We start from the raw sequence: 23,674 nt of genomic DNA, 5'->3' as shown, positions 1-23,674 counted from the left end.
ACCACATTCGGGTATAATCGGCGCCCATTAACCCACCCCTTCGGGATGGGAGCAACACAGTGCAGGAGAGAAGTTATGCCTCAGATGGCCCCCGTAATGACAATTGATGGCCCCAGTGGTGCAGGTAAAGGCACCTTGTGTCAGCTGCTTGCTGAGAAGCTGGGTTGGCACTTGCTGGACTCGGGCGCCATCTATCGGGTGTTGTCCCTGGCCGCCCTGCATCACGATGTAGAGCTGGACAGTGAAGCCTCACTGGTGCCGCTGGCTGCCAATCTGGATGTGCAATTTCAGGTTGAGGGCGATTTGGTCAAGGTGATCCTGGAAGGGGAAGATGTCTCCCGCACCATCCGCACTGAAGAAGTGGGTAATGCTGCCAGTAAAATCGCCGCCTTCCCCCGTGTGCGCGAAGCCTTGCTGCGCCGTCAGCGGGCATTTCGTCAGGCCCCGGGTCTGATTGCCGATGGTCGTGACATGGGTACAGTTGTTTTCCCCGAGGCCGAGGTGAAGATTTTCCTCGACGCCAGTGCCGAAGAACGGGCCCAGCGTCGCTATAAGCAGTTGCAAGATAAGGGCTTTGATGTTAACTTTGAGCGTCTTTTAACCGAGATTCGGGAACGTGATGATCGCGACAGAAATCGCGCCACTGCACCCCTGAAACCGGCAGAAGATGCTCTGGTGGTAGACTCTACCGCCATGACCATAGATGAAGTGCTGGCAACAGTACTCGCTTATGCAGAGCAACAACTTGGTGATGCCAGCGCAAGCTGACATCCGGTCGTCTGCACCAAGGATGGCGCAGATTATTTAAAACAGCCCCGCTTGTGCCGGATTGCAAGTGGATGTTTCATTTGTGACATAAACAATGATCGAATCTTTTGCTCAACTCTTTGAAGAGTCCCTGAACGCCGTTGAAACCCGTCAAGGTTCCATCGTCAAGGGTACTGTCGTTGCTATCGAGAACGGTTTCGTACTGGTTGACGCCGGTCTGAAATCCGAGTCCGCTATCCCGGCTGAAGAATTCAAGAACGCCATGGGCGAGCTGGAAATCAACGTCGGCGACACCGTTGACGTGGCTCTGGACTCTATCGAAGATGGTTTCGGCGAAACCAAGCTGTCCCGCGAAAAAGCCAAGCGTCACGAAGCCTGGCTGCAGCTTGAGAAGGCTTACGAAGAGCAAGCTACCGTTATCGGTATCATCAACGGCAAGGTCAAGGGTGGTTTCACCGTTGAACTGAACGGCATCCGTGCCTTCCTGCCGGGTTCTCTGGTTGACGTGCGTCCGATCCGTGACACCGCTCACCTGGAAAACAAAGAACTCGAGTTCAAAGTCATCAAGCTGGACCAGAAGCGCAACAACGTTGTTGTTTCCCGTCGTGCCGTGATCGAGACCGAGAACACCTCCGAGCGCGAAAGCCTGCTGGCTAACCTGCAAGAAGGTCAAGAAGTTAAGGGTATCGTCAAGAACCTGACCGACTACGGTGCATTCGTAGATCTGGGCGGTGTTGACGGCCTGCTGCACATCACCGACATGGCGTGGAAGCGCGTTAAGCATCCTTCCGAAATCGTCAACGTTGGCGACGAGATCGCTGTCAAGGTTCTGAAGTTCGACCGCGAGCGTACCCGTGTATCCCTGGGTCTGAAGCAGCTGGGCGAAGATCCCTGGGTTGCTATCGCCAAGCGTTACCCGGAGACCACCCGTCTGTCTGGCCGCGTGACCAACCTGACCGACTACGGCTGCTTCGTTGAAATCGAAGAAGGCGTTGAAGGCTTGGTACACGTATCCGAGATGGATTGGACCAACAAGAACATCCACCCGTCCAAAGTTGTTAACGTTGGCGACGTGGTTGACGTGATGGTTCTGGACATCGACGAAGAGCGTCGTCGTATCTCCCTGGGTCTGAAGCAGTGCAAATCCAACCCGTGGCAGCTGTTTGCCGAAACTCACGCCAAAGGCGACCGTGTTTCCGGCAAGATCAAGTCCATCACTGACTTCGGTATCTTCATCGGTCTGGATGGCGGCATCGACGGTCTGGTTCACCTGTCTGACATCTCCTGGAACAACCAGGGCGAAGAAGCCGTGCGTGAATTCAAGAAAGGCGACGAGATCGAAGCCGTTGTTCTGCAAGTGGATCCGGAGCGTGAGCGCATCTCCTTGGGTGTCAAGCAGATCGAAGAAGACCCGTTCAACAAGTACCTGGCTGACAACAAGAAAGGTGCTATCGTGAAGGGTAAGGTTACCGAGGTTGATGCCAAAGGTGCCGTTATCGAACTGGCTGATGGCGTAGAAGGCTACCTGCGTGCCTCCGACGCTGCTCGTGACCGTGTAGAAGACGCCACTCTGGTGCTGTCTGTTGGTGACGAAGTTGAAGCTAAATTCATGGGCGTTGATCGTAAGAACCGCACCGTAAGCCTGTCTGTCCGTGCTAAGGACGAGGCTGATGAGCGTGTTGCTATCGATAACCTGAACCAGCAAGAAGAAGTTGTGTTCAGCAATGCTATGATGGAAGCGTTCAAAGCCGCCAAGGGTGAGTAATCCTTGATGCAAGAAAAGGGCGGCATTGCGCCGCCCTTTTTTATCCTGGCAAAATGAATATTGCATGTGATCGGGGAAGGAGATTTAACGTTATGACCAAATCAGATCTCATCGAACAACTGGCAGCCAGCCGCATGCATATGCCGGCCAAGGATGTCGAAGCCGCCATCAAGGAGATCCTTGAGCAGATGGCGTCGACCTTGCAAAACGGCGACCGGATTGAAATCCGCGGATTTGGCAGTTTTTCACTGCACTATCGTGCGCCCCGTGTGGGCCGCAACCCCAAGACTGGGGACAAGGTTGAACTGACCGGGAAATATGTCCCGCACTTCAAACCTGGTAAAGAGTTGCGCGAGCGCGTCAACATCGTTGAATAATGCAGAAATGGGCATACCTCGGGTATGCCTTTTTTCTTTTTGGCACCGATTCCTGTGCCAATCGTCTTGTTTCTTAAACTCTTTTCCCATTCACTCTAGAGTCTGCCTGCGATTTTAAGGATAATCAGCTTCTCATTAGATACTGACAGGGAGCTCTTATGAAGCGTATTTTGGCCCTCATTCCGCTGGTGCTGGTGTTTGTTCTGACCCTGGCGCTGGGCTCACAAAATGGCCAGCTGGTTCAGTTCAATTACCTGATCGCTCAGGGTGAGTTTTCGCTTGCCATGCTGTTGGGCTTCTTCTTCGCTGGCGGTTTTTTACTGGGCTGGCTGGTATTCGGCCTGCTGTTCCTGCGCCTGAAAATGCAAAACCGCACCCTCAACCGCACCATGCGTCGTCAATCCCGCGAGTTGGAGCTGGCCCGGTCACCGGGTAAGGAATAATGTTCCTCAATGCTTGAACTGCTTTTCCTGCTGTTACCCATCGCCGCCGGTTATGGCTGGTACATGGGTCGCAGGAGTGTTCGCCAGGACACCCAAAAACAGAGTAACCAGTTTTCCCGCCAGTATGTGGCGGGCCTCAACTATTTGCTGTCCGATGAATCCGACAAGGCGGTGGATCTCTTTATCCAGCTGCTTGAGGTGGACAGTGAAACCATCGAAACACACCTCTCCCTCGGCAACCTGTTTCGCCAGCGTGGGGAGGTCGATCGTGCCATCAAGATCCACCAGAACCTGGTAACCCGCCAACTGACCCGGGAGCAGCGACAGCTTGCCCTGCAGGAGCTTGCGCGCGACTTTTTGGCTGCTGGTCTGCTGGACCGGGCGGAAGCGCTCTGGAATGAGCTGTGTGACGACAGCGATTTTGAAGAGACGGCGCTGGCACAGCTGTTGATCATCCATCAGCAGTTGCGGGATTGGGATAAGGCCATCGATGTGGCGGTGCGTCTGCAAAAATTCCAGGGCAAGAAGCTGGCCGACCCCATCTCCCATTTCTATTGCGAACAAGCCGAGATCGCGCTGCGTGAGGGCAATAAAGGGGAGGGGCTGGCCAAGCTCAAACGGGCGCTCAGTATCAATCCGGCATGTGCCCGGGCCAGTTTGCGCCTCGCTGAGCTTGCCATGGCGGAAGGGGAGTATGAGCAGGCCAGCAAGGAGCTGCTGCGGGTGTTCGAGCAGGATATCGACTTTGCCTCCGAGGCGATGCCCAAATTGCTCGAGTGCTATCAGCAGTTGGGGCGCACGCCTGCGTTGATCCCGCTGCTTGAGAAGGCAGTGGAAGATCACGCCGGTGTCAGCGTGACCCTGGCCCTTGCCAAGCTGGTTGAAGAGCGTGATGGCCTGAGCCAGGCCCGTTCACTGGTGCTGCGTCAGCTGCGTCGTCATCCCTCGATGAAAGGTTTTTACCAGTTGGTGGGTTTTCAACTGGCCAGTGCGGAGGAGGGGCCTGCCAAGGAGAGCCTCGAACTGCTGCAACAGCTGGTCGGCGAGCAGATAAAAATCAAGTCAACCCACAAGTGTCGGCAGTGCGGCTTTGCCACTCACTCGTTGTTCTGGCAGTGCCCGTCTTGTCGCCAGTGGGGTTCCATCAAGCCGATCCGCGGTCTGGACGGTGAATAACAAGCAATAGGATGTGAGATGCAAGATCCCAAAGTACTGGTAGCGCTGGATTATCAGCACGAGGCAGATGCCTTAGCGTTCGTTGAACGTATCTCTCCGGCCCAGTGCCGTCTCAAGGTAGGCAAGGAGATGTTTACCCTGTTTGGCCCGCAGTTTGTACGTCAGCTGGTGGCCAAGGGATTCGATGTCTTTCTGGATCTGAAGTTTCACGATATTCCCAATACCGTTGCCAAAGCGGTGGCAGCCAGTGCCGAGCTCGGTGTCTGGATGGTCAACGTGCATGCCAGTGGTGGTGAGCGGATGATGCGTGCCGCCAAAGAGGCGCTGCTGCCTTATGGCGACAAGGCGCCATTGTTGATCGGGGTGACCGTGCTGACCAGCATGGAGCAGTCCGACATGATCCCTCTTGGTCTGGATGTGAGCCCTGCCGAGCAGGTGATCCGGCTGGCTACCTTGACCAAGGCATCCGGCTTGGATGGGGTTGTCTGCTCTGCCAACGAGGCCCATGAGCTTAAAGCCTTGCTGGGTGATGAGTTCAAGCTGGTGACCCCGGGTATTCGCCCGGCCGGTTCAGCGGCCGGGGATCAGCGCCGGGTGATGACACCGAAAGCGGCGGTCGAGGCGGGGTCCGATTATCTGGTTATCGGTCGCCCCATTACGCAGGCTGCCGATCCGGCCGCCATGCTGGCCAGCATCAATGCCGAGCTGGCTGGTGCGTAACAGGCTCACTCAGTGATACGCGGTGCAGGCCGAGCAACAGGCCTGCACCGGCCCCGATAAGATGAGAGCCGATGTGTACCTTGGCATTGATCAGGGTGGATATCGGGCTCTCTCCTGCGTTGTAGAAGTCCATCGCCAGCTTGAGCCCCATCCCTGCCAACAGTAGCCAGCCCGACGTGCGGCGTCCGTGGCGGATATCCTGCATTGCCCCCCAGACAAACAGACCATGCAGCGAGCCGGATAGCCCCATGTACCACTGGGTCTGCGGGCACCACCACCAGATCCCCAAGCCCACTGCCAACCAGAGCAGCAACATCAGCAGCGGCAGGCGAGCCCCACCCAGATAGTCGCGAAACAGGCTATAGAGGATGGCGAGGCCGCCCAGATTGAGCAGCAGGTGCCACAGATTGGTATGAGCCAGATTGCCTGTTATGATCCGCCACCCTTCGCCCCCGGCGATCAAGGGCCGATCGAAGGAGAGCTGAAGATTGGGAACGGTAAAGAAGAGTAGCAAGCTGGTGAGAGAGAGCGTGATAACCCAGAGCAATCCAGATTTGTCTGACAACATGAAACAGTCCAACGACAAGAACAGTCGATACTGTACACGTTGCACCCGAGCCCTCAAAGCCTGCCTGTGCGATTATATTGTGCCGGTTGACAATCACACGCCCCTCTACATCTTGCAGCACCCCAACGAGGTGGCACATCCCAAGGGGACCGCGGCACTGCTGGCGGCCTCTTTGCAACAGTGCGAGATCCATGTGGGGGAGGACTTTTCCCGCGATGAGTGGCTCAATGTGCTGCTGGCTGACCAATCCCGTCGTTATTATTTGCTCTGGCCGGATGAGGATGCCATTTCGCTGACCGATCTTCGCCAACAGTGGGAGAGTGAATCCTCTGGCTCCGCATCAGTCGCCTTTATCTTGCTTGACGGCACCTGGCGCAAAGCCTATCGCATGTTGCAGAGCAACCCGGCACTGGCCCGCTTGCCCCGCATCTGCATTGGTGCCATTGCCGGTCAATATGCCATTCGAAAGAAACCCTTTCCCGATGCCCTCTCTACCATAGAGGCGGGCTATCACCTCTTGTCCCGGTGGGAGGGGAGGCCGGAGCGCTATGCGCCCTTGCTGACCCTGTTCAATCGGTTGAATACCCAGTGGCAGGACTTTGCCGAAGGCCGCCGCGCGTGACAATTCAAGGAGTTATCAAGATGAAAAAAGCAGTCGTGGTTTTCAGCGGTGGTCAGGACAGCACTACTTGTCTGGTGCAGGCATTGGCCCGGTATGATGAAGTGCACGCCATCACCTTTGACTATGGCCAGCGCCATCGGGAAGAGATCGACACCGCGCGCCGTCTGGGCAGTGCACTGGGGATCGCCGCCCATAAGGTGATGGATGTGACGCTGCTCAATGAGCTGGCGGTCTCTGCCCTGACCCGTGACGACATCCCGGTCAGCTGCGAGCTGCAGGATAATGGCCTGCCCAACACCTTCGTGCCGGGTCGCAATATCCTGTTCCTGACCCTGGCTTCCATCTATGCCTATCAGGTGGGCGCCGAAGCGGTGATCACCGGTGTCTGCGAGACCGACTTCTCCGGCTATCCCGATTGCCGTGACGAGTTCGTCAAGGCCCTCAATCAGGCGGTGTCGCTGGGGTTGGATCGCGGCATCCGTTTTGAAACTCCCTTGATGTGGCTCGACAAGGCCGAGACCTGGGCACTGGCGGATCACTATGGTCACCTCGACACGGTGCGCCAGCAGACCCTGACCTGCTACAACGGCATTGCCGGTGACGGCTGCGGCACGTGTCCTGCGTGTGAACTGCGCAGTCGCGGCCTGAACAACTATCTGGCCGACAAGGCGGGCATCATGGCCAGACTGTTTGAGAAAACCGGGCTGGGCGAGAAAAGCGCAGAGTGAGCCTGCGTCTTGCCGTGGCTTGGGGTATAATCCGCGACTTTTGCAACAAGCCGTGATCGAGATGCACTACCCAATCAACGAGATTTTCCAGACCATCCAGGGGGAGGGCATCTTTACCGGCCTGCCCGCCATCTTTGTTCGCCTGCAGGGTTGCCCGGTGGGCTGCCCCTGGTGCGATACCCGTCATACCTGGGTTGTTGATCCGGCTCGTGAAGTGGGCAAGGAGGCGGTGCTGGATCGCTCCAACGAATCCGATTGTTGGAGCCAACTTAGCACCGCGCAGATTATCAAGAGCTTTACCGACCTGGGTTATCAGGCGCGCCATGTGGTGATCACCGGTGGCGAGCCCTGCCTCTATGATCTGCACGAACTCTCGTCAGCCCTGCTGGCGGCGGGTTATCAGGTGCAGATTGAAACCAGTGGCACCAGCGAGATCAAGACCCATGAGCAGACCTGGGTGACCGTCTCCCCCAAAATTGGCATGAAAGGGGGGCTGCCTGTGCTGGTCTCGGCGCTGGAGCGGGCCAACGAGATCAAGCATCCGGTGGCCACCGAGCACCATATTGAAGAGCTGGATACGCTGCTCGCTACTGCTACCCTGCGCCCTGATGTGGTCATTGCCTTGCAGCCGATCAGCCAGAAGCCAAGGGCCACCCAATTGGCGATGGATACCTGTATCGCGCGTAACTGGCGACTCTCAATCCAGACTCATAAATATCTGGATATCGATTAATATGGATTGGCTATCCGACGAACAGGTACTGCTGACCCTGACCAACAAGATGCCTTACGGTAAATATCAGGGGCGGCGTATCATCGATATTCCAGAACCCTATCTGGTGTGGATGGCGCGCAGCGGTTTTCCGGTGGGTAAATTGGGCCAGACGCTGGCGTTGGCTTACGAAATCAAACTCAATGGACTCGAATCCATGATTATTCCCATTATTAACAGGATGTCGGTATGAGAATATATACGAGGCAGGGCGACAAGGGCATGACCCGGCTGGCCGATGGTATCCAGTTGCCAAAGGATCATTTGCGGGTCGAGACCTACGGTTATATCGATGAGCTCAACTCCCATATTGGCTTGCTGATTTGTGACGTCCCGCCGCAAGAGCTCTGCTTATTGGCTGATTTACAGCTGTTGCAACAGGAGTTGTTTGATCTGGGGGGGAGTTGGCATTCTCCAGTGACGCCCAGAATGAATCGATTTGGCAGGTTAATGCCGCCTGGACAACTCGCCTTGAACAGCAGATAGATCGTTATAGTGAGCCATTGCCACCGCTGCGCCAATTTATATTGCCGGGTGGTTCCCGTGCCGCGGCGCAAGCGCATGTGGTGCGTACTCTGGTGCGTCATTGCGAGCGCTTGCTGCTGACATTGAGCCGGGAAGAGCGGGTCAATCCCGAGGTGCTGCCCTATCTGAACCGGATGAGTGACTGGTTCTTTACCGTTGCCCGCTATCTCATCTGCGTAGCAGGGGATCGTGAAGTGCTGTGGGTCAAGGCAGCAGATCGCCCGCAATCGGCTATCTGATATTTCACGTTTAAGCGGCAATAAAAAACCTCGCCTTGGCGAGGTTTTTTATTAGCAACGAGATTGAGATCAGATAGCAAAGTCTTCCAGTGATTTGCCTGCTGCCACTGCGCTGGCAATAGCCGAAGGCATACGGCCCTGGCCGGTCCAGGTTTTCTCTACGCCATTATCCTGATAGCGATATTTGGCAGGACGTGGCGCCCGCTTGGCTTTTTCTGATTTGCCGGGGTTGGTAGCGACAGCGCTTACCAATTCTGCCGGGTCAATACCGGCTGCTTTCAGCATTTCGCTATATTCGTTAATTTTCCGCAGATGCTCTTCACGGGCCTGACGCTCGGCAGCTTCATCCTGCTGACGTTCAGCAACGATAGTGGAGAGTTTTTCCAGTGCCTCTTCCAGTTGTTCCAGAGAAAGCTCGCGGCAGGTCGCACGCAGACTGCGGATATTAAGCAGTACCTTTAAAAATTCATTCATAGGAGTTACCACGTCGAGTCAGAGAAAAATATTATGTTCCAGCTGATTCTTGCTTGGTGATTTAAATAAGTCAAGCCGGGTTAAATATAATATCCGTGGGGAACATCAATACAGATATTTAATATGGCCTGCAATAGGCTTGGAGATTGGATGCCAATGAAACCCAGTAGGTGAAAATAGCGTCAAAGCTGGCGTTGTTGCATCATTTGACTACCATTTTTCGACCTTGATATGTTTGTCATGACTATTTAATCAAAAAACTTGCTATAAGCTGCCATCTCGATAAAATGTGCGGCGAATACCTTTAAGTAGAGGCGCGCTGCCTATGAGTATTTGTGCGGAGGGTGATGCCTGTGATGCACAAGGAAAGGAGTCAGCGCCGAAGTGGCCAGGCCATCATACCGGGCTGCTGGTTCTGCATCTAATAGGTGCAGGACTGCCATAGTCATCCACTATGGAGCGCTACCTGAAGGGGCTGAGGAGTATGACCTCCCCATAGGTTTTGTTTCTTTAGATCCTCTCGGTAGATCTCCACCTGTAATCTTTAGGTGCAAAGAGATCATGGACATTAGTCATTTCGCCGACTCCGGTTGGTCCGTTCTTCCCCCCCTGTTGGCTGTCGCGCTGGCGATCATGACCCGCCGCGTGCTGCTGTCCCTTGGTGTGGGCATCGTCACCGGCAGTTTGCTGCTCAATCAGTTTTCACCCCTCGAATCCCTGCATTACATGTTGAATACCGTGCTCAAGATCTTCTGGGTCGATGGCGCGCTCAATCGTGACAACGTCAACATGATCCTGTTTATGCTGCTGCTGGGTGGCCTCATCAGCCTGATGAGCGTCTCCGGGGCGACCCGTGCCTTTGCCGAGTGGGCCGAGCGTCGTGCCAAGACCCGCAAGGGCGCCAAAGCCCTGACTGGCATGATGGTGTTTGCCTTCTTTATCGATGACTTCTTCCACAGCCTGTCGGTGGGGGCCATCTGCCGTCCGGTGACCGACCGCTTCCAGATCTCCCGTGCCAAATTGGCCTATCTGCTGGACTCCACCGCGGCGCCGGTCTGCGTGCTGATGCCCATCTCCTCCTGGGGGGCTTATATCATCGCCCTGGTTGGCGGCATCATGGCGGCCCACGGTCTGACCGAGCAGAGCCCCATCGCTGCGTTTGTCGAGATGATCCCGATGAACCTCTACGCCGTCTTCACCCTGATCATGGTGTTGGTGGTGATCGCCTGTCAGCTGGATATCGGCCCGATGCGTCAACACGAAGCGTGGGCGCTGGAAGGCAAGCTGTGGGATGAGTCCAAGGGCCGCCCCATCGGTCTGGATATGGAGAGCCCGGAAGAGAGCAACGGCGGCATGATCGACATGGTACTGCCGATCCTGACCCTGACCGCCGCCACCATCTATTTCATGATTGATTCCGGTGCTGCGGTGCTGAGCGAGAAAGGGCTGCCCTTCAGCGTGCTTGGCTCGTTCGAAAACACCAACGTCGGCTCTTCGCTGGTTTACGGTGCCCTGTGCAGTCTGGTGGTCTCCATCGGTCTGGCTATGCGCCTGAAGCTGGGTGCCAAGAACTGGATCAAGGCCGCGCCGCAAGGCGTCATGGCCATGCTGCCAGCCATCAACATCCTGCTGTTTGCCTGGACCATAGGTGCCGTGGTACGCGACGTGGAGACCGGCAAGTACCTGGCTTCGCTGGCTAACGGCAACCTGCCGATCGAAGTGCTACCTGCCGTGGTCTTTATCCTCTCCTGTGCCATGGCGTTTGCTACCGGTACCAGCTGGGGTACCTTCGGCATCATGCTGCCGCTGGCCGGTGACATGGCCGCCGCCAGCGACATCAGCCTGATGCTGCCGATGCTGGCCGCGGTACTGGCAGGTTCGGTATTCGGGGATCACAGCTCGCCCATCTCCAGCACCAGCATCCTCTCTGCCACCGGTGCCGGTTGCCATCACATCGATCACGTGATGACCCAGCTGCCCTATGCACTGGCCATCGCCTTCGGCGCGGCCATCGGTTACCTGGCGATGGGCTTGATGCACTCCAGCCTGGCCGGTTTCAGTGTCAGTGCCCTCTGGTTCGTGCTCTTTACCGGCTATCACCTGAAAAAGGCCAAAGCGCGGCCAGTGTTGGCCACCGCGTAACATTTATAGAGCAAGGGGCCCGCGGGCCCCTTGGTTTTGTCAGGGGCTTTGGTTAGCATGCGCCCCATAAATTCAGTTTCGGAACAGTATCATGGCTTCACTGCACTACAAATTTGCCACCATGAATTCAGGCAAATCCACCCAGCTCATTCAGGCGCACTTCAACTATCTGGAGCGGGGCATGCATCCTCTGGCGATGACGCCAGCCATCGATGACCGTTTCGGGGTCGGGGTGATCAGTGCCCGGGTAGGCCTTGAACTGAAGGTGGACGTGTTCAGCGACAGCTGCGATCTGTTTGAAATGGTGAAAGCGCGCCATGCGAAGAAACATATCGATGTTTTCATCGTGGACGAGGCCCAGTTCCTGACCCGTGCGCAGGTCTACCAGCTGGCCCGCATCGTCGATGAGCAGGATATTCCGGTGATGGCCTATGGCCTCAAGACCGATTTTCGCGGCGAGCTGTTCCCGGGCTCCTACCATCTGCTCTGTCTGGCCGACAAGTTTGAAGAGCTGAAGAGCATCTGCTGGTGTGGCAACAAGGCTCACATGAACTCCCGGGTCAACGAAGCGGGGCAGGTGATGCGTGATGGCGAACAGGTGGAGATCGGCGGCAACGATCGCTATGTGTCGCTCTGTCGCAAACACTATCTCGAAGGTCGGGCCTACAAGTAATTCGGCTGCGATATTTGAATCGTCGAGCAGGGCGCCAATCTGGCGCCCTTTTTATTTTCCCCAACTTGTATCGCTGTGGTTCAGTCGATCTCGATATCCACCGGCGCAATGATGGGGTCGGCCACCGGCAGGCGTTGAAACAGCTGGCGAAAATGGTGCTGTACCCGGCTTATATCGACCAGTGACATACCGGAGGCAAAACCGAACCAGACATAGAGGCCGGTGAGATCGCGAAACATCGGCGGCAAATAGCGGGGAGCGGCGATCAGCCCCTCCAGATAGTGCTGATAGAGCACCGGAATGTCATCCAGTGTCACCTTGCCGACAAACAGCATCGGCAGGATCTCGGGCACCCCTTCCAGCACGGCGCTGCGGATAAAGTTGACCGTCTCCACATAGCCACGCACGTAGGAGAGATCCTTGGTAAAGCAGGCGCCGCCGCCCACCATGCCGCCACGAAAGACCCGCTGGGTGATCTTGTAGGCGTCGTGCTCGCTGGTGCCCTGCTGCACGAAGTGTTGAAACACCTCGATAAAATCGGCGCCGCGCTCGGCCATGTCGATGGCCATCACCCGATCGGAGATACGCTTGGCCCGATCCGGAAAGGAGCTGAAGGTGAGGGTCTCTATCAGGACGGCCAGCCCCTCCTGACAGGCGGTGATCCGCGGTGAACCGGCGCTCAGCCAGGTGGCATAAGGCTGCTGGCGACCGTTGAGGGTGGTGCCGACATGGACCCACCCCTCGTGTACCTCCAGCACCTGCAAGTCCAGCTCGGAGAAACGGGCGTGGGAGTTGAGCTTGATGTAGTCGCCACCGGCAGCGGCATCGGAGACGATGCCATCGCTCAGCTTCACCTGCACAGTGCCGTCACTGAAGTAGCTCGACAGCTTGCCCTGCAGTTTGGCGACCGCGGCCTCTCCTTCGAACTCCTTGGGGTAGGGGCGCACCAGATGGCGGGCGCCGGGCAGGGAGAAGATATCGCACAGGCGGGCGCCCAGCTCCTTGAGAGTCTTGCGATCCCCGCGCAGGTGATCGCTGGCAGAACCATAAAGCAGCTGGCTGTAACGCTGAAAATCGGGTTGGCCCCGCTGGCGCAGCATCTCAATCACCACCATGTACTGATCGACCGTCTCTTGCAGGATCCGGCCAAGATCGTCCTGTGGCCCCAACTTTCTGCGGATCCGGTCCCGCAGCTCCTTGAGTTCCAGATACTTGTTGCGCGGATCGAAGCCGAGGGGGAGGGCATCATAGAAGTGCCTGTCGATAGCGGGCAGCTCCCTGCCACCGCTTGTCAGAAAGCGATCCTGCAGATGGCGTGGCCATTTGATGGCATCCAGAATGCGGATGGGTTTTTGCAGGGTGAGCAGCTCATCCGAGAGTGATTTCAGATGAAGGCGATACTTTTCTTGGATAGTCATGGGGCCCCCTGTGGGGCAAGCGTCGTCGTGGATTTGGCTGAGTATATGCATAGCGCTTGCCAAAAAGAAGCGAGCCGCAGGGTTATCGGATTGGCGTGCTTTTTGTTGATAGTAAATTGGTTTAGACTGCGCCCCTTGATCCCAATCTTGTCGTGGAAATGATGAATATCCCCAGCTCCGAAATGATAATGCGTTGGTTGCAACAGGCTCGTATCGAGCACTATGTCTGCGACCAGTGTCACGGTATCCACATTGTCTCTTTGCAGTCGGTCGACGGTATTCAGGAGAGCCGGATCTTCGTGGAAGAGGAAGGCCTGCTGTTCTCCTCCGAGCTGGAAGTGCGCCCCTCCGCAATGCTGCCGCTGGTTGCCGAACTGGGCCGACTCAATATGCAGTACCCCTCCCTCAAGGTGTTCCTCGATATCATTGATGACAACCTGCCGCGACTGGTGGTCGGCCACACCGTCTTTACCAAGGCAGGACTCAGCGTCGAGCAGTTCCTGCTGTTCGTGCAAAGCACCATCGCCGCCACCCACGAACTGGTTGCCGAATGCGAACGTTCCGGCTTCCTCAACCTGCCGGAAATCCAGGTTGCACCGGAATCTGTGCATTAAGTGTTCGAACGGTTCTCTAGGTGAAAAAAGCCGTTGACGCGGGCGGGGCTTTCCCCTAAATTACGCCCCGTTCCAGCGCAACAGCGCAGTGAACACCGTGTTGGCTGAACACGTTAAACCACAGACCAAAATTTGGTGAGGTGTCCGAGTGGCTGAAGGAGCACGCCTGGAAAGTGTGTATACGGCAACGTATCGAGGGTTCGAATCCCTCCCTCACCGCCAAATATAACCCGTTGAATTTCAACGGGTTTTTTCATTTCTAGACTTACGTGATTTTTTTCCTGGATCAACTGGGTGGAACAATCATGTATCTGAGTAAAAATGCCTCCGGCACCTACTACACTCGTCTCCCGCTGCCTAAGTCATTACGTTACCGTGGCTTGCCCTTCGCTATCCGTACTTCCCTTTGCACCAAAGATAGGCAGCTCGCTGTCGACCGAAACCTGGCTGTGGCAGCTCGTACTCGCGCACTTATCGCGGCTACCCCTGCTGATACTTCCCCTCGCAGTTTCTATCGCTGGATCCGCGCCGATCTAGACGCGTTCAAAGCTGCGGGGTTCATCCCTCCTCAAACACCTTCCACACCTCGTGAGCCTTCTGTTGATGGCTCAGCTTGCCCCAGCAGTGGGATCACGCTCACCCACGCACTGGCGAGATTCATCGAGACTAAAACTAGTGAGGGGATCCAGCATAAGTCGGTGGGCCAGCTCCAACTTCGGATCAACGCCTTCGTCACCTGGGCCAAAGGCGTCAAAATTGATGAGGTGACGCCCGCGCTAGCACAGGAGTATCGCAACGACTTGCTTCGCAAGAGCGGCATCAGTTTCAAAACTAAGACCGATTATTTGGCTGCCCTGAAACAGTTCTTCCGTTGGTGCGTGGCACTGGACTATTGCAGTCGTAACCCATTCGATGGGCTGACGGCAGGTAAAAAACCGAACAAACGGGCGGATGAGGAGCGAGTGCGTTGGTATCGCCCTCAACTGGCTCAGCTGTTTGCCAGCCTGCGCAGCAAACAATCCCAGAAAGGTAAAAAATTGAAAATACAGGACTGGTGGGTACCGCTCTTGTGCCTGTACGCAGGGCTGCGTCCCTCTGAGGCCTGTCAACTCAAAACTCACAACATCAAACAGGTTGAGGGGATTTGGTGTTTGATGGTCGATGCGGGAGAGGCTGATCAACAGCTCAAAACCGTCAATGCGTACCGTACCGTGCCACTGCACAGTGCGTTGATCGGACATCAATTCCTGGATTATGTGGAGAGTCGTCGCAGTCAAGGGAAGGTATTTTTGTTCGATGACCAACCATCAGGCAAAGACGACGACTGGGCGCATAACATCACCTGTCGCTTCCAACGCCACCTCAATGAGGCTGGCATCGTAGGTCAGGGCCGTCCCACACTTTACGGGCTGCGGCATAGCTTCATCGATGAGTTACAGCAGGCGGATGTCGCTGAGCATTTTGTGGCCGAACTTGCGGGACACAGTAAAAACGGCCTGACGTTTGGCCGCTATGGCAAACGTGTGAACATTAGGCTGCTGAATGAGAAAATCCAATCCCTTCCTACCGACCTGATACCCCACCACCTGCTGTCAGGGGGAAAATCACCGTAAAGATGACGCATATTTTTTGGGTAACAGGGCTATCTACCCCCCATGAAAAAACCGGCGATGCATCCGATCGGTTGAGTTGATATGATGAACTCTTTTGAGACCGACAGCTTCATGGCATCCATCACCGTTCACTGCCCTCGCTGCAACTCTGACCACGTATATCGCCATGGGAAGACCCCTGCCGGCCATGTTCGCTATCGTTGCCCCGTCTGTCCGCACGTGTTTCAGCTCACCTACACCTATGAAGCCCGCAAGCCTGGCGTCAAAGACAAGATTGTTGATATGGCGTTCAACGGCTCAGGTGTTCGTGATACTGCTCGCGTCCTCAAGATTGGCATCAACACAGTCATACGCACCCTAAAAAACTCACCCCAAGGCAAGTAACCTCCGAAAAGGTGGTGCTCGATGACGTGGCACTTATCTGTGAACTTGATGAGCAATGGGCCTATGTTGGCAACAAACAGCATCGACATTGGCTGTGGTATGCTTTTGATACCAAGAGAAAACGAGTCGTGGCATATACCTTTGGCCCACGCAACGATGAGACATGCCGTCGGTTGCTGAGCCTGCTTTCTCCGTTCCAGATAGGCTTTATCACCAGTGATGATTGGGGAAGCTATGCCAGAGAGGTGCCGAGCGAGATGCATCTGACCGGGAAGATATTCACCCAGCGTATCGAGCGTAACAACCTGACGCTCAGAATGCGCATCAAGCGATTGGCTCGCAAGACCATCTGCTTCTCTCGTTCCGTTGAGCTCCACGAGAAAGTGATTGGTGCCTTTATAGAAAGACACCATTTCAACTGATTGGAGTCATTACCCCAGTTTTTAGTGAGATCTCTCCCACTGACGTATCATCTGGTTCACCCGAAACAGGTTGGCCTGGGTGAATAACATCGCCAGTTGGTTATCATTTTTCAGCAGCCCCTTGTATCTGGCTTTCACGAAGCCAAACTGCTGCATATTCCGGCCGATCATGAACACCGATTCCGGTTCAACGTGAACACCATTTCCGGACCAATGTGAACGCTCATTCCGGCTCAACCTGAACACTTTGCTCCTCCTTTCCGGAAACAGTGTTCAACATCCCGGAATCACTGTTCACATTCACCGGAATCATCCTTAACGCATTGATTTAACAACCTTTGATACGCTCTCCCTTTTGCCAGGGAAGAGCCTATGTCTGCCAAGAGGATTGCAATGCGTAAAATTCGTGAAGTGCTGCGACTGCGGCTGGAAGCTGACCTCTCTGTTCGCCAGATAAGTTGCTGCACCAAGGTCAGCGTTGGCTCCATCCAGAAACTCCTCAAAAGTGCCCAGACGCTCGGCCTGACCTGGCCCTTACCTAGCCAGCTTGATGATGGCCAACTGGCGGCCCTGTTCTATCCGCAGGCCGATACCACCATCTCGGCCCGCCATGTTGTACCGGATTGGCCCTCTGTCCATCAGGAGCTCAAGCGTAAGGGGGTCTCCAAACAACTGCTCTGGGAGGAGTACACCCAGCGCTATCCCAACAGCTGTTACAGCTACTCCCAGTTCTGCGACCGTTACAAATCCTGGTGTCAGTTGCAAAAGCGCTCCATGCGCCAGATCCACAAGGCGGGGGAAAAGCTCTTTATCGACTACTGCGGGCCCACGGTGCCCATCGCCTCGCCCTCCACGGGGGAGGTCCGTCAGGCCCAGATCTTTGTCGCCGTGCTTGGTGCGTCCAACTACACCTTTGCCGAGGCTACCTGGTCACAGTCACTGCCGGACTGGTTGCAAAGCCATGTCCGTGCCTTTGAGTTTTTCGGCGGTACACCTGCACTGCTGATCCCCGACAACCTCAAAAGCGGTGTCAGCAAGGCTTGCCGATACGATCCCGAGCTCAACCCCAGCTACCAGCAGTTGGCCGAGCACTATCAGGTGGCAGTGATGCCAGCTCGCCCTTACAAGCCCAAGGATAAAGCCAAGGCTGAGGTGGGTGTGCAGATCGTCGAGCGCTGGATCCTCGCCCGCTTGCGCCACCAGACCTTTTTCTCGCTGGCCGAGCTCAACCAGTGCATCCGGGCCTTGCTGGACGAACTCAACGAGCGCCCGTTCAAGCAACTGCCCGGTAACCGGCGCGAGGCGTTTGAGCAGTTGGACCGCCCGGCGCTGGGACCACTGCCGGTGCATCCCTATCGCTATGTCGCCATCAAAACGGTCAAGGTCAACATCGACTATCACGTCAGCTATGAGCAGCACCACTACTCGGTGCCACACCAGTATGTGGGCCAGCAACTGGAGCTCCATGCTGGCGACACTTTGCTTCAGGTCTATCACCAGCAACAGCTGGTCGCGAGCCATCCGCGTAAAACCATCCCGGGGATGAGCACGATCCCGGAGCACATGCCGGAACGCCACAGCAAGCAGCAACGCTGGACGCCAGGCCGTCTCAAGCAGTGGGCTGCTGATATCGGACCGGGCACCTTGTGCTGGGTGAGCGAACGGCTGGAAGAGAAAGCCCATGTCGAGCAGGCATACCGACTCTGCCTGGGGCTACTGAGTCTTAGCCGGGAGTATCCGCCATCACGGGTCGAGGCCTGCTGTCAGTTGGCTAATCGGGAAGGACTGGTGCGACTCAAACAGCTCAAGTCGGTGCTGACCAGTGGCCGCGACCAACTGCCCGAAAGCCCGCTGAGCTACCCAGAGTTACCGCAAGAGCACGAGAACATCCGTGGCCCCCAGAGCTTCCACTAAAGAGGATACGCCCCATGACCCAACAAACCCTGACCCGCCTGAGAAACCTGAAACTGACCGGCATGGCGGATGCAGTGCAACAACAACTGGAACAGGCCAGTACCTACGAAGGGCTGCCCTTCATCGAGCGTCTAAGCCTGCTGGTCGAACACGAACAACTGAGCCGGGAGCAACGTAAACAAGCTCGGCTAGTCAAGCAGGCGCGGCTCAAACTCCAAGCCACGGTGCAAGAGGTGGACTACCAGTCTGCACGCAACCTGGAGCGGTCACAGGTTGCAAACCTGGCCCAAGGAGAGTGGCTGCGCCGAGGCCAGAACCTGCTCATTACCGGCCCCTGTGGCTGTGGAAAAACCTACCTGGCTTGTGCGCTGGGCTACCAAGCCTGTCAGCAAGGGCATAGCACTCGTTACTACCGGCTGCCGCGTCTGCTACTTGAGCTGAGCCAGGCCAAGGTAGATGGCAGTTACGCCAGACTGCTGGGTCAACTGGCCAGGATAGAGCTACTGGTCCTCGATGACTGGGGACTGGAAGCGGTGAATGCCGAGCAGCGCAACGCCCTGCTGGAGATCATGGATGATCGGTACGGGAAATACTCGACGGTAGTAGTCAGTCAGCTGCCAACTGAAGAGTGGTACGCGAGCTTGGGTGACAACACCCTGGCAGATGCGATCCTGGACCGGCTGATGCACAACGCTCACCGGCTGTCACTGAAGGGAGAATCGATGAGAAAGAGGAGAAGTGAGTTGACCCAATCTGAACAGTCGAGTTAGAAACGGGATGACGTGAGCGCGTTAAGGATCAGGGTGTTCACGTTGGCCGGAATGGCTGTTCAACTTCGCCGGAATACGCAACTGCCGCTTGATGATGCGAAACGGGTGCTCCACCTTGGCACGGATGCTGGCTTTCATGTATTCGATGTTGATGGCCGTTTTGTTCTTGCGCGGATGTTGCTTCATGGTTTTCATCTTGCCGGGACGCTCGGCGATCAGCCAGTCCACATTCTCCTCGGCCAGCTCTCCGCGCTGGGGTGCCCCTTGGTAGCCAGCATCGGCCGAGACAAATTGCTCCTTACCGTGCAACAGGTTATCCAACTGATTGAGGTCATGCTCGTTGGCCGCAGTGGTGACCAGGCTGTGGGTCAGACCACTCTTGGCATCAACGCCGATATGGGCCTTCATGCCAAAGTGCCACTGATTGCCTTTCTTGGTCTGGTGCATCTCCGGATCGCGTTGCTGCTCTTTGTTCTTGGTAGAGCAGGTGCCTCAATGATGGTGGCATCGACCAAGGTGCCTTGAGTCATCATGACGCCTGCTTCGGCCAGCCAGCGATTGATGGTCTTGAACAATTGGCGGGCCAGTTGATGCTGTTCCAGCAGGTGGCGGAGATTCATGATGGTGGTGCGATCCGGTAAGGTGCGATCCGGTAAGGCACTATCCGTGGATAACCGGGCAAACAGACGCATGGAGGCGATTTCGTACAGAGCGTCTTCCATCGCGCCATCGCTCAGGTTGTACCAATGCTGCATGAAGTGAATGCGTAGCATTGTTTCCAGCGGATAAGGCCACCGGCCATTACCAGCCTTGGGATAAAACGGCTCGATGACTTCAACCATGTTTTGCCATGGCAGAATCTGGTTCATGCGGGACAAGAAAATCTTTTTTCTGGTTTGACGGCGCTTACTACTGAATTCACTGTCGGCGAAGGTGAGCTGATGACTCATGATGAACCCTTTTTCATGGCTCCAGATGATAAACATGATCTCATATCAGGGACTTGTTCGCACTTTCCCTTGCAGAGATGGGGGCTGACAATATGAATGAATCTACTATTATAGAAAATCACAAAATGGCGATAAATGTACTCTCAAGAGTAAAAGTATAGCCATTATTGATGTTGGTTCAGTCGCAAAACTAACTATTGAAAGTTAGGGAAGGTGCGAACAAGTCCCTGATATGAGATCATGTTTGTCATCTGGAGCCATGGAACAGGGTTCATCATGAGTCATCAGCTCACCTTCGCCGACAGTGAATTCAGCAGTAAGCGCCGTCAGACCAGAAAAGAGATTTTCTTGTCCCGCATGGAGCAGATTCTACCATGGCAAAACATGGTGGAAGTCATCGAGCCGTTTTACCCCAAGGCTGGTAATGGCCGGCGACCTTATCCGCTGGAAACCATGCTACGCATTCACTGCATGCAGCATTGGTACAACCTGAGCGATGGCGCGATGGAAGATGCTCTGTACGAAATCGCCTCCATGCGTCTGTTTGCCCGGTTATCCCTGGATAGCGCCTTGCCGGACCGCACCACCATCATGAATTTCCGCCACCTGCTGGAGCAGCATCAACTGGCCCGCCAATTGTTCAAGACCATCAATCGCTGGCTGGCCGAAGCAGGCGTCATGATGACCCAAGGCACCTTGGTCGATGCCACCATCATTGAGGCACCCAGCTCGACCAAGAACAAAGAGCAGCAACGCGATCCGGAGATGCATCAGACCAAGAAAGGCAATCAGTGGCACTTTGGCATGAAGGCCCACATTGGTGTCGATGCCAAGAGTGGCATGACCCACAGCCTAGTCACCACCGCGGCCAACGAGCATGACCTCAATCAGCTGGGTAATCTGCTGCATGGAGAGGAGCAATTTGTCTCAGCCGATGCCGGCTACCAAGGGGCGCCACAGCGCAAGGAGCTGGCCGAGGTGGATGTGGACTGGCTGATCGCCGAGCGCCCCGGCAAGGTAAGAACCTTGAAACAGCATCCACGCAAGAACAAAACGGCCATCAACATCGAATACATGAAAGCCAGCATCCGGGCCAAGGTGGAGCACCCATTTCGCATCATCAAGCGACAGTTCGGCTTCGTGAAAGCCAGATACAAGGGGTTGCTGAAAAACGATAACCAACTGGCGATGTTATTCACGCTGGCCAACCTGTTTCGGGCGGACCAAATGATACGTCAGTGGGAGAGATCTCACTAAAAACTGGGAATAACGCCTTAAATGGCGAAGAAACGGTCTAAATAGGCTGATTCAAGGCATTTACGGGAGAAAAAATCGGCTCAAACATGAAGAAATGAAATGACTGCGTCAGCCGAGAAGAATTTCCCCGCTTATTCGCACCTTCCTTAGTCTGGCTCTGCTCCACCAATCTTATTGATGTGTAAGAAGTTTGAACATGATATGTATGAGGTTCAAACGCCTTCACCAATAACGTGAAATGTACATCTGATGAAAGTAGCAATCTTAAAATAAGCGGGACTGAAAGCGCAGCGCGTTTGCAGTCCCTTTTTATTTGCTAGATTTGGTATAACGCCTCGATTGTTTTTACGAGGCCAAACATTGTCTATCTAGCATCGATTTTCAAGTTAATTTGGCTTGATACATTAGCACCATTATTGTCTGCCATTGCCATCAAGAAAAGGCATTGCCCACCACTGGTTTCTCCCAATGTGCTCCAACTGCTGCTTTCTCCCGACTATCCGCGTTATCTTGCAGGTGTTGACCCTTGTATTCGACAGCCAGCAAACGACCATCAGTCAATTAACACACAAAATCAGGATAGAAATAGCTACCTGTCACAGGAAGTTTGAAAGAGAGTCGAGGTTCTTTCTCTACGTTGCGAACCCAATGTTTTACCTTGGGGTGTTCATCGATTGCACGTGCACACAAGAACTCTTCAGCCCATTTACCAACAGAGGTTTTTCCCGTAGGGGCCGCCTGTAATATGCTATCCGGCATCTTAACCGGTTTAGGGCCAAGAATTTCATCTTTCTCCAGATAAAAGCAATACTCGCACTGGTAGTTGCGGCGGGAACCGATGATCTTCGCTGTAATATGAACGTCTTGTTATTGGATATGCGACGCCTCGGGCTCAATGGTGAGCATATTGCGTGTTGGCAACCCGCTCATTGATATACTCAGTGACCACGCTACCACCAGGACCCAACCGAGTAAATATCAGAGCAAAAATAATGAAAGCGTTTACGGCTGAGGTAACGGATCGTGGTACATGAAGCTCAGTTCTGGCAGGCGGGCCTTTAAGGCGGTGGGATCCAATAACTGGATCTCGCCGCGACTGACGGCAATTTCGCCAGCGTCGGAGAGCAACTTCAGTACCTCATTGACGCGTGGGCGGCTGATGCCCGCAATCTGGCTCAGGATCTGCTGCGTGATGAGGATCACCGGTGTCTGAGGTGCCGTGAGTGGATGCTGATTGGCCAACTCGAGCAGCAGATAGGTGACGCGGGTGGTTAGGCAATACAGCGTATTGCTCCCCAACTGCAGGGTGATACGGCCTATCTGCTGGGCGATGTAGAACAGAAATTTGTAGACTTCCTGATCCTGAGTCAACAGGCGCTCTAGCTCCTGACGCGGGAAAAGCCACAGCTGAGTTGGTAACAAGGCGTCATAGAGTTCGCTCGGTGCATACTCGGGATTGTTGATTGACTGAATGCCAAACCAACTGCCATGGCCCAACACCAACCCCAAGGAATTATCCGTGGTCATGTTGGTCGTATAGCCGACCAGACAGCCAGATGCGACATAAAAAACACCGGGCATAGGGCCGGTCAACCGCTTATAATCGAAAGGCTGGGCGATTGCCAGTAGCCGGTATTTTGTATCATCGGACAGGGGACAGGGCCATCGCATGTCGGCGGCGACTAGGCCAAGGTTAGTATATTCCATAATGTTCCTCCGTCGCCTTTGCAGGGTACGCTGGGCATGACTGCAATGACGGTACTTGCTGAGGCGTACGAGTCCTGTAGCCTGCTCGGTAGTCAGAATGCCATAGAGCTGCGGTTGTGTCATGGGTGGATACATCGGAATCTATGGCTCGTTCCACTTAAACTGCTGTTTGCCGAAGCTGGGATTGCCAGTGGCGAATTTCCTGCTCCAGAGAGTGGGCGGCGGTATAAAAAGAATGGTAATAGATCAACAGTTCATGCGGCTCGGCTTGGTTCGCTGCAGCTTCGATCTCCAGCAACATATCTTCTAGGTCGCGAGTTCCCAAATAGCGCAATGAACCGCGCAGGCGGTGCGCACGAACCACTACATCGCGTCGATCCTCTGTGAGAATTGCCTCCTTTAGGGCTGCAATCTCGACAGAACTCGCCTGCAGATAGGCGGTAAGAAGTAACTGCACCAAGACGATATCATCGGCCAGTAGCTCCAGTACATGAATCTGATCCAAGTAGGGTCTCGTGGCTGATTTTTCGTAACTTGTATCAAAAGGTTGAGTATTCACTCTGCAACTCCCGAGTTGTGAGCTGAATATTGACAATCAATCGCTGTCACGCAAATGGATGATGGCGCTGATGG

The 23,674-nt window shown here is 55.1% G+C and carries 23 protein-coding genes, 1 tRNA gene, 3 pseudogenes and 1 riboswitch; of the genes and pseudogenes, 20 read left to right on the top strand and 7 right to left on the bottom strand.

Features of this window, described 5'->3' with window-relative positions; genetic code table 11:
• Window positions 1-75: 75 nt before the first annotated feature.
• The 6 genes from cmk to pyrF all read left to right on the top strand — a co-directional run bounded on the left by cmk (window position 76) and on the right by pyrF (window position 5,249).
• Window positions 76-768, top strand: a complete 693-nt coding sequence (cmk, locus tag ACTG2G_RS02215) for a (d)CMP kinase (RefSeq protein WP_019444698.1) — start codon at window positions 76-78, stop codon at window positions 766-768.
• A gap of 94 nt (window positions 769-862) precedes the next feature.
• Window positions 863-2,533: a 30S ribosomal protein S1 gene (gene rpsA, locus ACTG2G_RS02210; RefSeq protein WP_005337148.1), complete on the top strand. Its 1,671-nt coding sequence runs from the start codon at window positions 863-865 to the stop codon at window positions 2,531-2,533.
• A 92-nt stretch (window positions 2,534-2,625) separates the two neighbouring features.
• The gene (gene ihfB, locus ACTG2G_RS02205; RefSeq protein ID WP_005337145.1) at window positions 2,626-2,910 is read left to right on the top strand and encodes an integration host factor subunit beta; all 285 of its coding nucleotides are present in this window, start codon (window positions 2,626-2,628) and stop codon (window positions 2,908-2,910) included.
• Between the two features lie 158 nt (window positions 2,911-3,068).
• A complete protein-coding gene (locus tag ACTG2G_RS02200; protein ID WP_005337143.1) occupies window positions 3,069-3,353 on the top strand; it encodes a LapA family protein in 285 nt (94 codons plus the stop codon).
• 9 nt (window positions 3,354-3,362) lie between these two features.
• Window positions 3,363-4,529, top strand: coding sequence for a lipopolysaccharide assembly protein LapB (lapB, locus tag ACTG2G_RS02195; protein WP_005351163.1), 1,167 nt, complete (start codon window positions 3,363-3,365; stop codon window positions 4,527-4,529).
• Between the two features lie 18 nt (window positions 4,530-4,547).
• Complete coding sequence (gene pyrF, locus ACTG2G_RS02190; RefSeq protein ID WP_201995390.1) at window positions 4,548-5,249, top strand: orotidine-5'-phosphate decarboxylase; 702 nt, start codon at window positions 4,548-4,550, stop codon at window positions 5,247-5,249.
• Here the strand turns inward: pyrF and rrtA are convergent.
• A complete protein-coding gene (gene rrtA, locus ACTG2G_RS02185; protein WP_164537041.1) occupies window positions 5,224-5,817 on the bottom strand; it encodes a rhombosortase in 594 nt (197 codons plus the stop codon). The genes pyrF and rrtA overlap by 26 nt on opposite strands.
• Between rrtA and ACTG2G_RS02180 the strand changes: the two genes are divergently transcribed.
• The 5 genes and pseudogenes from ACTG2G_RS02180 to ACTG2G_RS02160 all read left to right on the top strand — a co-directional run.
• Window positions 5,816-6,439, top strand: coding sequence for a tRNA-uridine aminocarboxypropyltransferase (locus ACTG2G_RS02180; protein WP_439985124.1), 624 nt, complete (start codon window positions 5,816-5,818; stop codon window positions 6,437-6,439). The two genes, rrtA and ACTG2G_RS02180, sit on opposite strands and share 2 nt — an antisense overlap.
• Window positions 6,440-6,459: 20 nt before the next feature.
• Entirely contained in the window at window positions 6,460-7,167 is a 708-nt protein-coding gene (gene queC, locus ACTG2G_RS02175) for a 7-cyano-7-deazaguanine synthase QueC (protein WP_005359893.1), read from the top strand.
• Window positions 7,168-7,228: 61 nt separating this feature from the next.
• Window positions 7,229-7,900 (top strand): 7-carboxy-7-deazaguanine synthase QueE, encoded by a 672-nt coding sequence (gene queE / locus ACTG2G_RS02170; protein ID WP_040069335.1) that lies wholly within the window; start codon window positions 7,229-7,231, stop codon window positions 7,898-7,900.
• Between the two features lies 1 nt (window position 7,901).
• Window positions 7,902-8,132, top strand: coding sequence for a DUF3820 family protein (locus ACTG2G_RS02165; protein WP_421263205.1), 231 nt, complete (start codon window positions 7,902-7,904; stop codon window positions 8,130-8,132).
• Window positions 8,129-8,574: pseudogene (locus ACTG2G_RS02160) on the top strand (cob(I)yrinic acid a,c-diamide adenosyltransferase); the annotation flags it as partial. The gene ACTG2G_RS02165 and the pseudogene ACTG2G_RS02160, both read left to right, overlap by 4 nt.
• Before the next feature lie 198 nt (window positions 8,575-8,772).
• Here ACTG2G_RS02160 and ACTG2G_RS02155 read toward each other — a convergent pair.
• Window positions 8,773-9,177 carry an H-NS family histone-like protein gene (locus ACTG2G_RS02155; RefSeq protein WP_005359895.1) on the bottom strand — a complete coding sequence of 135 codons (405 nt, stop codon included), beginning with the start codon at window positions 9,175-9,177 and terminating at the stop codon, window positions 8,773-8,775.
• A 301-nt stretch (window positions 9,178-9,478) separates the two neighbouring features.
• A riboswitch (Lysine riboswitch) is annotated at window positions 9,479-9,650 on the top strand.
• An 88-nt stretch (window positions 9,651-9,738) separates the two neighbouring features.
• On the opposite strand from ACTG2G_RS02155, the gene ACTG2G_RS02150 reads away from it, so the two are divergent.
• Complete coding sequence (locus tag ACTG2G_RS02150) at window positions 9,739-11,319, top strand: Na+/H+ antiporter NhaC family protein (RefSeq protein WP_005351177.1); 1,581 nt, start codon at window positions 9,739-9,741, stop codon at window positions 11,317-11,319.
• 91 nt (window positions 11,320-11,410) lie between these two features.
• Window positions 11,411-11,992, top strand: coding sequence for a thymidine kinase (locus ACTG2G_RS02145; protein ID WP_421387441.1), 582 nt, complete (start codon window positions 11,411-11,413; stop codon window positions 11,990-11,992).
• 80 nt (window positions 11,993-12,072) lie between these two features.
• Here ACTG2G_RS02145 and ACTG2G_RS02140 read toward each other — a convergent pair whose 3' ends face one another.
• Window positions 12,073-13,410, bottom strand: coding sequence for a flavohemoglobin expression-modulating QEGLA motif protein (locus ACTG2G_RS02140; protein ID WP_139494218.1), 1,338 nt, complete (start codon window positions 13,408-13,410; stop codon window positions 12,073-12,075).
• Between the two features lie 158 nt (window positions 13,411-13,568).
• On the opposite strand from ACTG2G_RS02140, the gene ACTG2G_RS02135 reads away from it, so the two are divergent.
• The 4 genes from ACTG2G_RS02135 (at window position 13,569) to ACTG2G_RS02120 (ending at window position 16,443) form a co-directional block, all read left to right on the top strand.
• On the top strand, window positions 13,569-14,024 hold the full coding sequence (locus ACTG2G_RS02135) for a YbjN domain-containing protein (RefSeq protein WP_005337119.1): 456 nt from the start codon (window positions 13,569-13,571) through the stop codon (window positions 14,022-14,024).
• A 134-nt stretch (window positions 14,025-14,158) separates the two neighbouring features.
• Window positions 14,159-14,246, top strand: a tRNA-Ser gene (locus tag ACTG2G_RS02130).
• Window positions 14,247-14,329: 83 nt separating this feature from the next.
• Window positions 14,330-15,637 (top strand): tyrosine-type recombinase/integrase, encoded by a 1,308-nt coding sequence (locus ACTG2G_RS02125; protein WP_421387445.1) that lies wholly within the window; start codon window positions 14,330-14,332, stop codon window positions 15,635-15,637.
• Between the two features lie 111 nt (window positions 15,638-15,748).
• Window positions 15,749-16,443, top strand: a protein-coding gene (locus ACTG2G_RS02120) for an IS1 family transposase (RefSeq protein WP_270657729.1) whose coding sequence is annotated in 2 segments (ribosomal slippage) — window positions 15,749-15,995 and window positions 15,995-16,443 — 696 coding nt in all. Because the reading frame shifts where the segments join, the coding sequence is not laid out codon by codon here.
• 21 nt (window positions 16,444-16,464) lie between these two features.
• Here the strand turns inward: ACTG2G_RS02120 and ACTG2G_RS02115 are convergent.
• Window positions 16,465-16,596: pseudogene (locus ACTG2G_RS02115) on the bottom strand (IS5/IS1182 family transposase); the annotation flags it as partial.
• Window positions 16,597-16,815: 219 nt separating this feature from the next.
• Here ACTG2G_RS02115 and istA point away from each other — a divergent pair.
• A complete protein-coding gene (gene istA / locus ACTG2G_RS02110; protein WP_059296349.1) occupies window positions 16,816-18,357 on the top strand; it encodes an IS21 family transposase in 1,542 nt (513 codons plus the stop codon).
• Between the two features lie 14 nt (window positions 18,358-18,371).
• Window positions 18,372-19,127: an IS21-like element ISAs29 family helper ATPase IstB gene (gene istB / locus ACTG2G_RS02105; RefSeq protein ID WP_059296348.1), complete on the top strand. Its 756-nt coding sequence runs from the start codon at window positions 18,372-18,374 to the stop codon at window positions 19,125-19,127.
• Between the two features lie 81 nt (window positions 19,128-19,208).
• Here the strand turns inward: istB and ACTG2G_RS02100 are convergent.
• Window positions 19,209-20,077, bottom strand: a pseudogene (locus tag ACTG2G_RS02100) (IS5 family transposase); the annotation flags it as partial.
• 276 nt (window positions 20,078-20,353) lie between these two features.
• Here ACTG2G_RS02100 and ACTG2G_RS02095 point away from each other — a divergent pair.
• Window positions 20,354-21,334 carry an IS5-like element IS5 family transposase gene (locus ACTG2G_RS02095; RefSeq protein ID WP_232093577.1) on the top strand — a complete coding sequence of 327 codons (981 nt, stop codon included), beginning with the start codon at window positions 20,354-20,356 and terminating at the stop codon, window positions 21,332-21,334.
• Window positions 21,335-22,336: 1,002 nt separating this feature from the next.
• On the opposite strand, the gene ACTG2G_RS02090 is transcribed toward ACTG2G_RS02095, so the two are convergent.
• Window positions 22,337-23,041 carry a Crp/Fnr family transcriptional regulator gene (locus tag ACTG2G_RS02090; protein ID WP_421387793.1) on the bottom strand — a complete coding sequence of 235 codons (705 nt, stop codon included), beginning with the start codon at window positions 23,039-23,041 and terminating at the stop codon, window positions 22,337-22,339.
• Between the two features lie 157 nt (window positions 23,042-23,198).
• Complete coding sequence (locus tag ACTG2G_RS02085) at window positions 23,199-23,600, bottom strand: Hpt domain-containing protein (RefSeq protein WP_421387790.1); 402 nt, start codon at window positions 23,598-23,600, stop codon at window positions 23,199-23,201.
• Window positions 23,601-23,674: the final 74 nt, after the last annotated feature.

The organism is Aeromonas sp. 55A (assembly GCF_051919665.1).
Taxonomy (GTDB): Bacteria; Pseudomonadota; Gammaproteobacteria; order Enterobacterales; family Aeromonadaceae; genus Aeromonas; species Aeromonas veronii.
The sequence above is the reverse complement of the archived record's forward strand: the minus strand, read 5'-3'. Positions and strand labels throughout refer to the sequence as shown.

Bases quoted from the DNA above. Each gene is read 5' to 3' on its own strand.
- cmk (WP_019444698.1), top strand. From the start codon at position 76: ATGCCTCAGATGGCCCCCGTAATGACAATTGATGGCCCCAGTGGTGCA.
- rpsA (WP_005337148.1), top strand. From the start codon at position 863: ATGATCGAATCTTTTGCTCAACTCTTTGAAGAGTCCCTGAACGCCGTT.
- ihfB (WP_005337145.1), top strand. From the start codon at position 2,626: ATGACCAAATCAGATCTCATCGAACAACTGGCAGCCAGCCGCATGCAT.
- ACTG2G_RS02200 (WP_005337143.1), top strand. From the start codon at position 3,069: ATGAAGCGTATTTTGGCCCTCATTCCGCTGGTGCTGGTGTTTGTTCTG.
- lapB (WP_005351163.1), top strand. From the start codon at position 3,363: ATGCTTGAACTGCTTTTCCTGCTGTTACCCATCGCCGCCGGTTATGGC.
- pyrF (WP_201995390.1), top strand. From the start codon at position 4,548: ATGCAAGATCCCAAAGTACTGGTAGCGCTGGATTATCAGCACGAGGCA.
- ACTG2G_RS02180 (WP_439985124.1), top strand. From the start codon at position 5,816: ATGAAACAGTCCAACGACAAGAACAGTCGATACTGTACACGTTGCACC.
- rrtA (WP_164537041.1), bottom strand. From the start codon at position 5,817: ATGTTGTCAGACAAATCTGGATTGCTCTGGGTTATCACGCTCTCTCTC.
- queC (WP_005359893.1), top strand. From the start codon at position 6,460: ATGAAAAAAGCAGTCGTGGTTTTCAGCGGTGGTCAGGACAGCACTACT.
- queE (WP_040069335.1), top strand. From the start codon at position 7,229: ATGCACTACCCAATCAACGAGATTTTCCAGACCATCCAGGGGGAGGGC.
- ACTG2G_RS02165 (WP_421263205.1), top strand. From the start codon at position 7,902: ATGGATTGGCTATCCGACGAACAGGTACTGCTGACCCTGACCAACAAG.
- ACTG2G_RS02155 (WP_005359895.1), bottom strand. From the start codon at position 9,177: ATGAATGAATTTTTAAAGGTACTGCTTAATATCCGCAGTCTGCGTGCG.
- ACTG2G_RS02150 (WP_005351177.1), top strand. From the start codon at position 9,739: ATGGACATTAGTCATTTCGCCGACTCCGGTTGGTCCGTTCTTCCCCCC.
- ACTG2G_RS02145 (WP_421387441.1), top strand. From the start codon at position 11,411: ATGGCTTCACTGCACTACAAATTTGCCACCATGAATTCAGGCAAATCC.
- ACTG2G_RS02140 (WP_139494218.1), bottom strand. From the start codon at position 13,410: ATGACTATCCAAGAAAAGTATCGCCTTCATCTGAAATCACTCTCGGAT.
- ACTG2G_RS02135 (WP_005337119.1), top strand. From the start codon at position 13,569: ATGATGAATATCCCCAGCTCCGAAATGATAATGCGTTGGTTGCAACAG.
- ACTG2G_RS02125 (WP_421387445.1), top strand. From the start codon at position 14,330: ATGTATCTGAGTAAAAATGCCTCCGGCACCTACTACACTCGTCTCCCG.
- istA (WP_059296349.1), top strand. From the start codon at position 16,816: ATGTCTGCCAAGAGGATTGCAATGCGTAAAATTCGTGAAGTGCTGCGA.
- istB (WP_059296348.1), top strand. From the start codon at position 18,372: ATGACCCAACAAACCCTGACCCGCCTGAGAAACCTGAAACTGACCGGC.
- ACTG2G_RS02095 (WP_232093577.1), top strand. From the start codon at position 20,354: ATGAGTCATCAGCTCACCTTCGCCGACAGTGAATTCAGCAGTAAGCGC.
- ACTG2G_RS02090 (WP_421387793.1), bottom strand. From the start codon at position 23,041: ATGGAATATACTAACCTTGGCCTAGTCGCCGCCGACATGCGATGGCCC.